This window comes from Streptococcus suis (genome assembly GCF_019794555.1).
Lineage (GTDB): Bacteria > Bacillota > Bacilli > Lactobacillales > Streptococcaceae > Streptococcus > Streptococcus suis_AB.
Genome location: NZ_JAIMEP010000017.1, coordinates 12415 through 27453 on the forward strand (window position 1 = coordinate 12415; position 15039 = coordinate 27453).

11 protein-coding genes are annotated in these 15039 nt (G+C 39.3%); 9 read left to right on the plus strand and 2 right to left on the minus strand.

All coding sequences use genetic code 11. From position 1 onward, the window contains the following. Positions 1-77 precede the first annotated feature (77 nt). Positions 78-983 carry a helix-turn-helix domain-containing protein gene (locus tag K6V48_RS07725; protein WP_105126793.1) on the minus strand — a complete coding sequence of 302 codons (906 nt, stop codon included), beginning with the start codon at positions 981-983 and terminating at the stop codon, positions 78-80. Positions 984-1256: 273 nt separating this feature from the next. Here K6V48_RS07725 and K6V48_RS07730 point away from each other — a divergent pair, with 273 nt between their 5' ends. The 4 genes from K6V48_RS07730 (at position 1257) to K6V48_RS07745 (ending at position 8389) form a co-directional block, all read left to right on the plus strand. Beyond that, positions 1257-4145 carry an SEC10/PgrA surface exclusion domain-containing protein gene (locus tag K6V48_RS07730; protein ID WP_222368916.1) on the plus strand — a complete coding sequence of 963 codons (2889 nt, stop codon included), beginning with the start codon at positions 1257-1259 and terminating at the stop codon, positions 4143-4145. Between the two features lie 14 nt (positions 4146-4159). Then, positions 4160-5362 carry a hypothetical protein gene (locus K6V48_RS07735; RefSeq protein WP_105126795.1) on the plus strand — a complete coding sequence of 401 codons (1203 nt, stop codon included), beginning with the start codon at positions 4160-4162 and terminating at the stop codon, positions 5360-5362. Between the two features lie 86 nt (positions 5363-5448). Further along, the gene (locus K6V48_RS07740; protein WP_222368880.1) at positions 5449-7962 is read left to right on the plus strand and encodes an AAA family ATPase; all 2514 of its coding nucleotides are present in this window, start codon (positions 5449-5451) and stop codon (positions 7960-7962) included. Between the two features lie 16 nt (positions 7963-7978). Then, entirely contained in the window at positions 7979-8389 is a 411-nt protein-coding gene (locus K6V48_RS07745) for a hypothetical protein (protein WP_105126797.1), read from the plus strand. 121 nt (positions 8390-8510) lie between these two features. Here K6V48_RS07745 and K6V48_RS07750 read toward each other — a convergent pair whose 3' ends face one another. Next, positions 8511-9509, minus strand: a complete 999-nt coding sequence (locus K6V48_RS07750; RefSeq protein ID WP_222368882.1) for a LacI family DNA-binding transcriptional regulator — start codon at positions 9507-9509, stop codon at positions 8511-8513. Positions 9510-9641: 132 nt separating this feature from the next. On the opposite strand from K6V48_RS07750, the gene K6V48_RS07755 reads away from it, so the two are divergent. The 5 genes from K6V48_RS07755 to K6V48_RS07775 all read left to right on the plus strand — a co-directional run bounded on the left by K6V48_RS07755 (position 9642) and on the right by K6V48_RS07775 (position 15019). Continuing rightward, entirely contained in the window at positions 9642-10814 is a 1173-nt protein-coding gene (locus K6V48_RS07755) for a galactokinase (protein ID WP_222368884.1), read from the plus strand. Between the two features lie 9 nt (positions 10815-10823). Further along, the gene (galT, locus tag K6V48_RS07760) at positions 10824-12305 is read left to right on the plus strand and encodes a UDP-glucose--hexose-1-phosphate uridylyltransferase (RefSeq protein ID WP_222368887.1); all 1482 of its coding nucleotides are present in this window, start codon (positions 10824-10826) and stop codon (positions 12303-12305) included. 74 nt (positions 12306-12379) lie between these two features. Beyond that, a complete protein-coding gene (locus tag K6V48_RS07765; RefSeq protein WP_172017974.1) occupies positions 12380-13288 on the plus strand; it encodes a DMT family transporter in 909 nt (302 codons plus the stop codon). 49 nt (positions 13289-13337) lie between these two features. Beyond that, entirely contained in the window at positions 13338-13967 is a 630-nt protein-coding gene (locus tag K6V48_RS07770; RefSeq protein ID WP_024391790.1) for a copper homeostasis protein CutC, read from the plus strand. Between the two features lie 368 nt (positions 13968-14335). Continuing rightward, positions 14336-15019, plus strand: a complete 684-nt coding sequence (locus K6V48_RS07775; protein WP_172039436.1) for an SEC10/PgrA surface exclusion domain-containing protein — start codon at positions 14336-14338, stop codon at positions 15017-15019. Positions 15020-15039: the final 20 nt, after the last annotated feature.

The window sequence follows — 15039 nt, forward strand, 5'->3', positions numbered from 1 at the left end:
ATTTTTGGCTCGACAACAGATAATAGAAAATAGCTTAGAATGATGTATTCAAATACATCATTCTAAGCTATTTTGCTTTAAAATAATTCTTTACCTGTTTTATTCAATTTTTGGCAATGATAGGTAAAAGCTTTGATGAAATTAGAGTAGTAGTTTTGGTCGATAAATTTGGCGCTTTCTAAATAATTTAATAGATTTCTAGCAAGCTCAATTGCCTCCAATCGATTCCAGCGAAATTGATTATAAACATGTTCTACCTCAAGGAACATGAGAGGTATTGCTAAATAGCCACGTTCAAATGTCTGTAAACTCTTCACTTCTTGTATAATATCATCTGCCTTTTTATAATATCCTTGTTCAGAGTAGTGCTTAGCTGTGAAAGTTAATCCATTTAAAATACGAATATGAGTATCGGTATCGGCAGCCTGTCTATACATAAACATAAGTTGTTTGGACATATGCTCAACTAATTCAAAGGAGCAGTGATTGATTATACGACAGTATAATTCTAACTCTGTACTGCTATATGTTTCAAGTCGCATAAGATAATTAATGATGTGTTGAATTTTTGAAACGGTATCTTCAGATTTAGTAATAGTTGGATAATGTCCAAGTTTGACAACTTTTAATAATATATCTGCTTGGAGAGGATTATCTTTTAGATAAACTTCAAATAATTTTTCATACTCGGGCATGTAACGAATAATGTCTTCTTCATTTTTGATGTGCTTAGCAAATTCAATAGATGGAAACTCTATGCAATCTCCACCATTATTTGCATATGCAGTCGCAAAGTCTCTCCACTCCAAGCCAAGTACAATTAATAATCGACCAAAGTTTTCTAATGAAATTCCTTTTTCTCCCTTTTCAAATCGACTCAGAAATTGCGGTGATACAATCGTAGAAGCAGCCTCTTTTAAGCTGAGCCCTCTTTTCTCTCGTAATTGTTTAAAGGTTGGTCCAAACGGGTATAGATTCGACATAATATTCCTTTCAATCTTTTTTAGATTAGTATACTTAAAACTAGGATAAAAATCTACAAAAAGATGACCTATGGATTCAAAAAAAAAAAAAAATACATTGCTTTTCGATGCTATTTTGCAATATTGAACCTATAGGTTTCTATGGAAATAATTGTAAGGAAGTTTATGGTATACTTAAAAAAATATAGAGCACAAATCGCTTGTTATACTACATATAACAAGGTTTGACTTTACAGTCAAACCTATCCTAACAGCAACTCAGGAGAAAAAATAATGAACAAGAAAACACTCAAAACTATCGCAACAGGTGCTGCTATCACCCTTGCAACCGTTGGTGCGTCTACCGTATCAGCAGATACACAATATGGTATTGTTTTAAACCGTGTAACTGGTGAGTGGCAAACTGTCAATCATGCTACAGGCGAAATTGTAAAATCTGAACCAAATGAAACTTATTCTTCTTATGAAGAAGCTCAAGCATCATTGGTAACATCAACTGTTGAAACACCAGTTACAACCGAAACACCCGTTGCTGAAACTACTGCTGTCGAAGCACCTAAAACTTCAGCTGATGTTAAACCAGCTCTTGATGCACAACAAGCTGTTGTTGATGCTACTGCTCAAGATGCAACTAACGCTCAATCTGATGCAGACGCAGCTAACCAAGCTGTTACCACTGCTCAAGCAGACGTTGACGCAGCAACACAAGCTGTCAAAGACGCTGAAGCTAACGCCACCAATGCAACACCAGAAAACATTGCAGCTAACCAAGCTGAACAAGCAGCCAACCTCGCAGACCAAGAAGCAAACGCAACTGAAACTGATGAAGTTAACGCTGAAATCGCATCACAAACTCAAACAGTTACTGACGCACAAACTGCTGTTGATACTACCCAAGCAGAAAAAGACGCAGCTGATGCTAACGTAACTGCTAAAGAAGCAGACGTCAAATCAGCTGAAGACGCAATTTCTGGTACTGGTCTTGCTGAAGCTCAAGCTACTCTTGACCAAGCTAAAACAGACGTTAAAACTGCTGAAACTAATGTTACAACAGCAACTGATGCAGTCGCAACTGCAAAACAAGCTGACGCAGACCGTGACGCAAAAATCAAAGCTGCTGAAACTGATGTTGCAGTAAAAACAGATGCTGTTGATACAGCAAAAACAAAATTGACTGTGGCACAAGATGCTGTAACACGTACTGATGGAACACTCAAATCAGCTCAAGATCGTGTAACCACGCTAACAAATAACCAAGATAAGCCTGTTGGTCACGATCAATCAGCAATTATCTCATTCACACTTCAACCTCAAGAAATGAATACCATTCGGTCAGGCTTATATAAAAGAGTAGATTGGAACCAATCTGCTTCAGAAACAGAGTTAGCTAATCTTGACAAAGAAATTGCGTATGCGGATCAATTAATCAAGCGAGCTAAAACAGTTTTTGGTGAACAACGCATTAATTTAGAAAACAACACTATTCAAATTTATGCTGATTCTGAAAAGGAAGAGTGGATTGACATTCGAAATATCTCGTTGGAAGATGCTATTGAAATCAACGAAGTAGCAGTTCGTTTTTTGAACGATCTCCGTCGTCAATATGCGACTCATACTGGTGCAACGTTTACTCCAACAAAATTAAACACAAAAATTATTGAGAATGCTTTAAAAGTTGCTAAAGAATACATGGATAAAGGAGATGACAATCCCGACCTTCAGGGGGGTCACGATCGTACAATTTTGACTAAATACGGTTTCGACACTGAAAATGTTTGGAACTCAGAAATGTCATTTAGCACAGATACTGATGCTCTAAGTGGATCCAGTTTAACTAATTTCAAGAAGCGTCAAACCAGATACCATTACACAATGGCTGAGTTAAAGCAAAAAGTTATTAGTGAAATTGTTGATTCAGTAACAAATGACGCTCATGCTGGTTGGGGGCATGCCCGTCATAATGTTGGTCCGTATGAATACACAGCAGTATCATTTGCAGTTACACCTAAGACTACAATGCATATGCACACCTTATCTAATTTTACAGGTGGTGAATATTATAAACCTTATGATATTGAGAATGCGTTGATCACAAATGATGCCTATATCACTCATCTCGAGAGTCTAGTACCAAATGGCACAGCTATCACTCAAGCTCAAGCTAGTCTTACGGCAGCACAAACTGCATCAGATGCTGCTAAAGCTGAATTGACTAAAGCTAGTGCTGATTACGCTAAGGCTCTTGAATTGAAGACTCAAGCAGAAAAAGTCCTTGCTGATGCTACTGCAACACCACTTCAAACACAAGTTGCTGAAAACAATCTACGTCTTGCGAAGATTGCTCTTCAAAACGCACAATCTCGTGAAGTTGAAGCACAAAAAGCTGTTGATAACTTTACAGCAAATCTTGCTGATAAGAAAGCAGTACTTGATACAGCTAAAGCTGACTTGGCTACGGCACAAGCTACTGCTACTGCAAAAGCAGAAGCTCTTGACACAGCAAAAGCTGAACTCACAAAACAAGAAGCGACTCTTGCAAGCCTAAACGCTGAAAAAGAAGCTCTTCTTGCAGAAAAAGACCGCTTAGTTGAAGAAGCTAAAGCACTTGCTACTGAATTGAAAGATTATCTTGAATCTGGTACTAAGCTAGAAGAAGCAAAAGCTGAGTTGTCTGATAAAGAAGCTGCTCTTAAAGAAGCAATTGCTAAAGCTGAAGCTGCTAACAATGCACTTGAAGTTGTAAATACTAAGCTAAATGATGCAAAAGCTAAGTTGACAGAACTTCAAGCAGAATACAAAGTCATCAAAGACCTTGAAGACAAAGCGAAAGACAATGTAATTGCCACACTTCCAGACGGAACAGTGATTGCAGTACCAAAAGATGCTCCAACTGCTGCTGAAAAACCAGTTATTGATGTTGACGCGGTCAAACAAGCTCTTGATAAAGGTCAAGATGTAACAGTTGTTGACGGTAAGGTTGTGGTGACGAACCCACAAGCAGGTGTCACCGTGACACAAACAGCTACTGGAGAAAAAGTGACATACTTACGTGTAGAACGTGCTAAGACCTTGCCAAACACCGGGGAGCAAACAAGTCTAGCTTTGGCTCTGTTAGGATTGACAAATCTATTGGGAGTGGCTGTTTTACGCAGAAATAAGTAGACAAAGTAGGGATTATGAAGAATTATTTTAAAGGCTCTATTTTATCACTGGCTGTTCTTGGACTGATTGGAACTCAATCAGTCCAAGCTGACAGCTTGGTTTACCAATCGACCTTGAGTACGGTTCCGAAGGAAAGTTACGCAATTAACTCTGTAGGCTCAAAAGAATTTCACTATGCTCTTTTTGATATAGACAAAAATGGTCAGGAGGAGTTGGTTATTGGTGAAAAAGTAGAAGATGGTTCCATCAATCCAGTTGCTCTTTACTATGCCAACCAGCAGACAGCGGCTCTTTTAGTTGGAAAAATCTTTGGTCCATCAGGTGGTAGTAATTTCGTAGTGTATGAAGATGGAAGTATTCAAGTATTTGAAGTTTCTCGAGGATCGGGAGATATAAATGCCAAATTGTATCAACTATCTAAAACCAATGGTGAGGCAGCTTTGCTACAGGAGGCAGACTATAAAGTAGGAAGTACAGAGGGTGCAATTGATGTTTCGGGTAAAACAGAAGTTGATTTGTCACTTTTAGACTATAAACCATTGTCAACACCTCTTACAGCAGATTCCTCAGCTCAATCCGTGTTACCTAAGGCTATGAGAGAGGCCACCATCGGACAAGAGATTTCCTTACCGAGCGAGCTTGTAGGTACATGGACCACGGTTGAAACATCAAATGGTACCAAACCGGGACGTCCTTCATCTGTTGAAATTGCAGGTGACGGTTCATATGCCTCTGTCTATTCAGATGGAAATTTGATAGGAAACATGATGACCTTGCGAAAGGTATCAGAGAATGGATTTGTCATCACTAGTGATGGCGCTCAGAATGGATGCTTTGGGATTGTTGGTATTGGAGGAAATCCTGGCCCTAATGCAAAAGTTGAATTTGGTTTCATTATCGAGGGACAACTATTGAAAAATGTTAGTTGGACAGTGACTATTGGTGCGGAAGACTATTCTAATCCCAGTGTACTAGCTACTTTTACAAACCCTAACTTTGTTGTAAAAGAGGAAGAAACAGTAACTTCGTCTTCAACAACTTCAAGTTCAAGTTCGGAAACAAAAACTTCGGAAGAACATGTCTCCGCAAAAAAAGAAGAACCCCAAAAACTATTTGGAATCTTGCCGATGACAGGGGAAACCATTTCGGTTTTGGGAGCAACAGGATTTGTAATTATAGGAATTGTATCTTATTTAAAAATCAGAAATAAGAAATAAATCTAGTAGAAAAGTTGGGTAGAACTACTCAACTTTTTGGTCATGTTAAATATACAATACAGATATTATTGTTAGGTAAGGTGAGTATGAGAAATACATATGAAGTAGGAGTTGGTTTTTTTAAACATAACTTTTTAGACGCGGTACAAAAGGCGAAATCGGGCGATACAATTATTGTATCAGAGGGTTTTTATGAATTACCAGAATTACTGGAAGTAACAGAGAGCATATCGATTGTAGCCAAAGATTTAGACATTGGAAAAGTTTTTATTACAATGCCAATCAAAATTTCATCTGGAGCTAAAGTATTTATCAGAAATATTAATTTTGTTGGAGATTTTTTGACCAATAATTTACAAGTCTATTATGGTTCGGAACTTCATTTAGAGAATTGTCGAATAGAACGTGGAAATCTAATTCAGGATTATGTGGATGTTCCGAATTGTACATATTATCCGTTACTATTTGTCAATAATGGTATACTTCAATTAAATAATTGCGAAGTATTGGACTTTACTTTTGATAATGTTATTCTATTAAAGGAACAATCTAAATTATTTGTGGAAAATTGCAGTTTAGATGGTGTTAAACTGTTTGGACAATCTTTTATAGAAGTATGTAATTCTGATTTCAAAACATATTTACAACTGTATGAAGGGTCTAAATTAATCAGTAAAGGCAATTTCGGAATTTATGGAGGACACAATTGGTATCCTATTTATCTGAATAGCTCTAGTTCAGCACAGATCGAAACGCTATTCTCTCACAACTGGACATATCTTGAATTAAAGGTGGAAGATTCTCAACTTGAGGTAAAACAAGTAAATTTTGCTGAAGATTGTTCAGTGAAAATAGTTTATGATAATAGTTCTACCGTTCAAGCGGTATCACCGATTCTTCTTGAGGCAACAAGTGATGAGTTAGAGCAGAGTATTACTGAAGAAGATATTGAGAGCCCTGAATTGATTGAGGGACTGGAGCCAAAGAATAATGCAATGAATGAACTACAAAACATGATTGGGCTGAATTCTGTTAAAGAAAAAGTCAATGAGTTCATTTCCATTGTAAAATTTAATCAGAAGAGAAAAGAACAGGGTTTACCTACTCAGAATATTGTTCTTCATTCGCTTTTTTTAGGTAATCCAGGTACGGGAAAAACGACCGTAGCTCGTTTATTGGGTGAATTGCTTTATGAAGCTGGTGTAATTAAAGAAAATAAGCTTGTGGAGGTGGATAGAGATAGGCTAGTAGGAAGTGTCATTGGTAAAACGGAGGAGATTACCTTAGCAAAGCTTGAGGAAGCAAGGGGAGGAATCTTTTTTGTAGATGAAGCATATACATTAAATAATGTTTCCGATAACGATTTTGGAAAGATTGCAGTAAATACAATAATGAAGTTTATGGAGGATAATCGGGATGACATTATGGTTATTTTTGCAGGCTATACTGACGAAATGCAAAATTTCTTGGGCTTAAATCCTGGTCTAGCTTCTCGTGTCAGCAATGAATTTAATTTTGAAGACTATTCTGCAGATGAAATATTTGAAATAGGAAAAGCTGGATTGCACAAAATGGGTTATCAGTTTGATGAAGAGTACTACAAAAGGGCAATTGTTAAAGCATATCAAAAAGAAGTAACCAAGAGCAATGCACGTTTTGTACGAAATTTTAATGAAAGTATTGCTAAAGTATTTGCCAGTCGTCTAATGAAAAATCTTAGTGATGATATAATAACCATTACGAATGAGGATATATCGCTAGCAGTTGGTGGGGAGTTAGTTGATAGCGAGCAGCGTATACAAGAACTGTTGGATGAGTTGAACTCTTTGGTTGGTTTGCAACCTGTAAAAGAATTTGTTACGAAACTCGTGAAAAAAGCCAAAGTTAATAAAAAATTAGAGGAAACAATCGGGACACACGCTAATCGTCCAACCTACCACATGATTTTTACTGGAAATCCAGGTACAGGGAAAACAACTGTAGCAAGGATTATTGGAGAGATTTTTTACCACTTAGGTTTTCTTGGACGAAAAACAGTCAAAGAAGTTAGTCGTCCGGATTTAGTAGCGGGCTATATTGGCCAGACAGCAATAAAGACAAAAGAGGTTATAACTGCTGCTATGGGTGGTGTCTTATTTGTTGATGAGGCTTATCAATTAAAACAGTCGGAACGAGATGAATTTGGTATTGAAGCGATTGAAGCCCTAATTACAGCATTGGAAAATCATCGTTCTGACTTTATTGCGATTTTTGCAGGTTATACTAAGGAAATGGAAGCATTTCTAGATGTTAACTCAGGGATGCGCTCTCGTATTCCAATTATGATTGAGTTTCCGGACTATAGTCCAGAGGAAATCGGAGAGATTGTGCGACTTGGCTTGATAAAGCGTTGGTCGATAGGAGACTATCCTGTTGTAGAGCAGGTGGCTGAGATTTATAGTCAGATTCCGAAAAACCAACAGGCTAATGCACGGTGGGCTAGAAATCTTATTGAAGAGATTGTTACCAATCACACAGAATGGCTTTACGATAATGAACCTGACAATCTGCTGGTTATTCATCCGGAAGTATTAAGAAGTACAATTTTAGGAAAGATTTAATAAATAGGAGAGTACAATGTTTGAATTAGTTGGACTTTTAATTCCAATTGGAATTATATATCTTATCGTTAAATATGATAAGAAAGGATATGTGAAGTCTTTTCTTATTACTTGTTTTCAAATGATAGGTAGAGGAATTTGGAGTGCATTAAAAGCATCTGTTAGTTCTAGAAATAAAGTAATTGACTCTATTGATGATGTTATTGTTGATGCAGCGAGAGATGCAACAGATTCTATGACTTCGGGCTTTTGGGGACGTTTTAGGAATAATGTAGATTGGGCGATGAAAGATAATCAAATGCGTCAACTTGAGAAAGATGTTGCTCACTTAAGACAAGTTTTTAAGCGAACAGGAAATCCTGATGATAAGGCACGATTGAAAGCAGCGGAAGCAAGTTTGAGAAAAGCTAAAGATAATAGAATTTGATATAATATTTTAACAAATCTAGTATGAGCAAAAGCTTCGCAGTGCTATTTGAGAAGTTGTGGTATTTAATAATGTATAAGAAAAATCTTCTTACAAGTAGGAAGATTTTTCTTATGCACTCTCAATAAGAACTCTCCCGTATAACCAACTGGGTACCTAGTTTAATCTTACGGGGATGGTGGGGTTGCGGGCTTGCAATGACACGGTCTAGCAGTTGCATGGCTTCCTGCCCCATTTCTTCAGTGTAAACACTAATGGATGATAGGGCTGGATAGACTTGGCGTGTGATGGCTGTATCATTAAAGGTGATGAGCTGGACCCGTTCTGGCACAGGGATTTGACGCTCTTGAAGTGCTCGAAGGGCGCCGACAGCCAGGGTATCGTTTGCCATGAAGAAGGCTGGGGGCAATTGATCGCCCAGGTCTTCGATGGCTTGACTCATCAGCTCATAGCCAGACTGGGTGGAGAATGTTCCTTGGTAGATGAAATCTTCTCGAAGTATTCCTAAGGTGTCTAGATAGGATCGAAAGGCGGTTAGGCGCGGGTCTGTTGGTAGTTGGTGACCATCTGTGGTTCTTTCCTGTCCAACTAACAGGCCGATGTCTGTCAGGCCTTGAAAACGGAAGTGGTCGATGACTGTCTGTACAGAATGAACGAAATCGGTTGTGACACAGGAGAAGCCCTCGGTTAGAGTATCAGAATCCACAAAGATTAGCTGGGAGGATAAGGCTGCCAGCTCTGCTATTTGCCCCGAAGAAAACTTACCGACTGCTATGATGCCATCAACTTCTTGAAGGAGGGGATTGGTCAAGTCGTTGAAGGAGCGGATGATTTGATAGCCGAGAAGACTGGCTGTTTGCTCGATGCTGGCACGGATGGAATAGTAGTAGAGGTCAGCCAGCTCCTCACTTTCAGTGTACCACTGTACAATTCCGATGGTGCCTTTTTGTTGAGGTGCTTGCTTTTTAATATGCTTGGTGTAGCCCAATTCCTGAGCCGTATGGAAAATGCGGTCGCGTGTTTCTTGGCTGACGGATAGGGTCAGGTCGCCCTTGAGTACGCGGGAAATGGTGGATGAGGAAAGGTGGGCTTGTTTTGCTATGTCTTTGATTGTAACCATATTCTTCTCCTGTTTATTTGTCTCTAGTTTAGCATAAAAAATAAAATTAGTAAATATTTAGTAAATATATTGACTTTTTATTTAGAGAGTTGTACAATAAAAGAAAACGATTACAGAAAATGGGAGGTTCTCATGAATTCAGAACAACTTAACCAAGCCTTTCTCGATGTTTTTGGACAAGAGGCTGAAGCAACTTTTTTCTCACCAGGGCGTATTAATTTGATTGGTGAGCACACGGATTATAATGGTGGACATGTTTTTCCTGCGGCCATTACCTTGGGGACCTACGGGGCTGCTCGCAAACGGGATGACCAAGTTTTGCGCTTTTATTCCGCAAACTTTGAAGAACTTGGGATTATCGAAGTGGATTTGAACAATCTGGTCTTTGATAAGGCGGATAACTGGACCAATTATGCCAAAGGTGTTCTTAAGTTCTTGCAAGAAGCAGGGCACAGCATTGACACAGGTATGGAAGTCTTTGTCTATGGTAACATTCCAAATGGTTCAGGCTTGTCATCATCAGCTTCTCTAGAACTCTTGATTGGAATCATCGCAGAAGAGTTGTATGGACTTGAATTGACTCGCCTTGATTTGGTGAAAATTGGGAAACAAACGGAAAATCACTTTATCGGTGTCAATTCTGGTATCATGGACCAGTTTGCGATCGGTATGGGAGCAGACCAACGTGCCATTTATCTGGATACCAATAACTTGGAGTATGAATTGGTACCGCTGGATTTGGGTGACCATGTGATCGTCATCATGAACACCAATAAACGTCGTGAATTGGCAGATTCTAAGTACAATGAACGCCGCGCAGAATGTGAAAAAGCAGTCGAGGAATTGAATGCGGTCTTGAATATTCAAACGCTGGGAGAATTGGATGAGTGGACCTTTGATCAATATAGTTATTTGATTAAGGATGAAAATCGTATCAAGCGTGCCCGCCATGCTGTCTTAGAAAATCAACGGACCTTGCAGGCTCGTAAGGCCTTGGAAGAAGGAGATTTGGCAACCTTTGGTCGTTTGGTCAATGCTTCTCATGTTTCCTTGGAACATGATTATGAAGTGACAGGTTTGGAATTGGATACCTTGGCTCACACAGCTTGGGAGCAAGAAGGCGTTCTTGGTGCTCGGATGACAGGTGCGGGTTTCGGCGGTTGTGGTATTGCTATTGTTCATAAAGATAAGGTTGATGTCTTTACTGAAAATGTTGGTAAGACCTATACTGAGGTTGTTGGCTATGAACCAAGCTTCTATGTAGCGGAGATTGCTGGAGGCTCTCGCGTTTTATCTCGAAAATAGATTGGAGAAATGATGACAGGATTGGTGGATCGTTTTGTTGAGCAGGTCATTGCCAATAGTGGCTTTGAGGAAATAGATGCTCTTTACCTGCGCAATCGGGTTCTAGCCTTAGTTGGGGATCAGGTGTTGGAGGTTGAGACAGAGCTAGAAGACTTGATTGAATTAAAAGATGAACTTTTGGTTCATGGAGTTCAATCTGGTTTTGTTGGAGAATTGCTGGAAGAACAGGATATGGTTGGGGCTTGTTTGATGGATTTGATAACACCAATTCCAAGTCAGGTCAATCGTAATTTTTGGCAGACCTATCAGCACAGTCCAGATCAAGCGATTAATGACTTTTATGAATTGAGCAAACGTAATGACTATATCAAGATGGCTGCGATTGCAAAAAATATCTATTATCAGGTTCAAACGGAGTATGGAGATTTAGAAATCACAATCAATCTGTCAAAACCCGAGAAAGATCCAAAATCTATTGCAGCTGCGACGAAAGTAGAAGCTAGCAATTATCCGAAATGTCTGCTTTGTATGGAAAATGAAGGCTATCAGGGACGGATTAATCACCCTGCACGCGCCAATCACCGCATTATTCGCTTGGATCTTGGCAAGGAACAGTGGGGCTTCCAATATTCGCCTTATGCTTACTACAATGAACATGCCATCTTCTTGAACCAAGAGCATGTGCCCATGGTCATTAGTCCGCAAACATTTGAACAGCTATTGGACTTGCTTGACATCTTTCCAAATTATTTTGTCGGCTCTAACTCAGACCTTCCCATCTCGGGTGGCTCGATCTTGACCCACAATCACTATCAGGGTGGGCGGCACAGTTTTGCCATGGATCAGGCGCCGATAGAACACCAGCTGGTCTTCGACGGCTTTGAGTCCGTTTCAGCAGGGATTGTCAAATGGCCCATGTCGGTGATTCGCTTGAGTTCAGCAGACAAACCGTCGCTTCTTGGTTTAGCGGCTAAGATTTTGGAAAAATGGCGGAGCTACTCAGATGATAGCGTTCAGATTAAGGCTGAGACAGATGGAACACCCCATCATACGATTACCCCAATTGCTCGGAAACGAGGAGATGTGTACGAGCTGGATTTGGTTCTCCGCGATAATCAAACTTCAGAAGAGTTTCCAGATGGCATCTATCATCCACATCCAGATGTGCAACATATCAAGAAAGAAAATATCGGCTTGATTGAGGTAATGGGCTTGGCGATTTTACCCCCACGCTTGAAGGCAGAATTGGCTGAAGTAGAAAAATTCTTACTGGGTCAAGATAGTCAGGTGGCTGACTATCATCAGCCTTGGGCTGAAAGCCTGAAAACAGCTCACCCAGATGTGACAGAGGAAACTGTCGAACAAGTTGTACGTGAGTCAGTGGGACAAATTTTTGCGCGTGTATTGGAAGATGCAGGGGTCTACAAACGAACACCGGAAGGTCAGGCAGCCTTTCTACGATTCGTAGAATTTGTAGGTTTGGCAATATAAATGTAAGAAAGAGTGGGACGGTGTCCTGCTCTTTTGGTATAATGGAAGTATTCACAGTGTGAGAAGGAGATATGATGGCGGAAAAGAGATTGGGAACACTGATTACAGTAATAGCAGGTATAGCCTGGGGCTTGTCTGGAGTGAGTGGACAGTACTTGATGTCTCGTGGTGTTTCAGTGGATATGATTACCTCCTTGCGTTTGTTAGTATCGGGATTCTTTCTCGTTGGCCTGGCTTATGCTACAGCGAAAGAACAGCTGTTGGCAGTTTTGAACGATAAAAATGCTTTGCTAGGAATTTTTATCTTTGCCATGCTTGGCTTAGTTCTTAATCAGACAGCCTATTTACAAGCCATCTATCATACCAATGCGGGAACGGCTACGGTTTTACAATACCTTTGCCCTATCTTAGTCTTAGCTTATACCTGTTTGAAAAATAGGGAAAAACCATCAGGGATTGAGTTGATTTCAATTATCTTAGCTGTAGCAGGAACATTTTTGATTGCGACTCATGGCAAATTAGATGAATTGTCAGTGGCTCCAATCGGTTTGTTCTGGGGAATCTTCTCAGCCTTTACTTATGCGCTATATATTATTTTGCCAGGTAAATTGATTCGTCAATACGGCAGTATAACGGTTATTGGCCTAGGGTTGTTGATGGGTGGTATAGTAGTAACACTTGGAGTACAAACGTGGAAACAGAGTCTACCTTTGGATATTGGAACTGCATTTGGTTTGCTAGGGATTGTTGGTGTGGGAACTATTTTCGCCTATACAGCCTTTTTGAAGGGGGTCAGTTTAGTTGGTCCGGTAAACGGGAGTCTATTGGCTTCGATTGAGCCGATTGCATCAGTTTTTTTTGCGGTATGGTTGGTCAATGAACAATTTTATACTATTGACTTTGTTGGGATGTTGTTGATTTTACTCGCAGTTCTTTTGATTTCCTTGAAAGATTTAATGATAAGTAGAAAGAGTATTGGTTAATATACTCTTTTTTGTTATACTAAAGGAAAAAGACTTGAAAGGAATAAAGATGATTAAAGAATTTTGTTCCGAAAATCATGTAGCTGTGGTGAAAGCTCTTTCTCTGGGTGCTCAAAGAGTTGAACTGTGTGATAATTTAGCGGTTGGAGGAACGACCCCTAGTTATGCAGTGATCAAACATGTTTGTCAACTAGCTCATGAACAGAACGCCACAGTCATGACCATGATTCGTCCACGTGGAGGGAATTTTTGTTATGACCAAACTGAAATTGAGATGATGGTTGAGGATTGCAGAATCGCCATAGAGCTTGGGTCAGATGGTTTGGTATATGGTGTTTTAACTGAGGAAAATTGGTTGGATGAGGTAGCTTTAGAACAATTGCTGGCTGTTTCAACAGGTCACCAAGTTGTCTTTCATATGGCATTTGATCAGATTCCTCGTAGTCGTCAATTTGAAGCAATTGACTGGTTGGCAAGTCACGGAGTAACACGGATTTTGACGCGTGGAAGTCTGACAGGTTCAGCATTGCAGAATATCGAGTGGTTACGAGACATTCAAGCCTATGCGGATGGAAAAATTGAAGTTCTTGTTGGCGGTGGATTAACCATAGAGAATGTTCCAACTTTATTAGAAGCATTACCAATCAATCAAATACATGGAACGAGATTATTTTGGTAAGGTGCATTGAACCTAATAAAAATTACAGGATAATAATCGTGAGTCTTTTAGAAGTATTTTTAAGTTAAGGTTTGTTTAAGCATTGGGAGATACAATATATTTATTCTTTTTCATATAATCTCCACGAAAGCAGTCGACACAGTCGGCTGTTTTCATTTTTGGTTGTTAAAGTTCTTTACACAGCCTAGAAACTGCTACGGGAGAACTTCGATAACTTTTTTACGAGATTCAAGTTAACATATCTGATATCGATAGCGCTTGACAATAGTTTTTTTATGTGAAATAAGCAGGTAGATTTCCGAGTTGAAAATGTTTACAAAAAAAAGCAAACTTGCTAGAATAGCAATATAAAGTAGCAGGAGGATATCATGGGAACAGCTAGACTTCATGAAATATTGGACAAGATAGTATTGCCAGAAGGGTATTATGAAAAACTTTTAGAATATGCCAAAGAGGGAAAATCCGGTTTCGATGCTGAATTGGAAAGACTTGGTGAACAAGGATTACTGCTTAATATTTATCAAGGAAATGAAGAAGATCGAAATATTATCTTGCCAAATATTGAAAATGTAGAAAAGGAAATTAGAGAAGAATTGGCTCAATATGCTGCGTCTCTCTTGAATCCCCTACGTAAAGAATTAGGAACTGTGGCTGTTGAGGTGAGTGATTTAGCATTGGATTATGCCGTTCGCTTAGCTCAATCATTGAATAGTACCCTGCGCTATCATAATTATGACAGTCTAATTGCAATTGCAAAAACGACAGGTGTGGAGCCGAAAGGGAAAGATTGTCAGTCATTTTCGGAATACCGAGAACAATACAGTCTCTATGATGCAAAAAAATTAATCTATCGTGCTCTGATATGGCGATTGTTTGATGATAGTCATGCGGATTACGGACATGCATTGACCATTTTAGGGTTAGATGAGGATGAGTCAGGGATAGAGCAGATTGGTTTTGCTTTTTCAAAATTTACTCTTGACATTGACTGGTTACTGACCCATATGATTTTTATTCCGAAGGATTGGATTTTGGAAAAAGGTCAGATTTAATTGAGATACCAAGATGATTC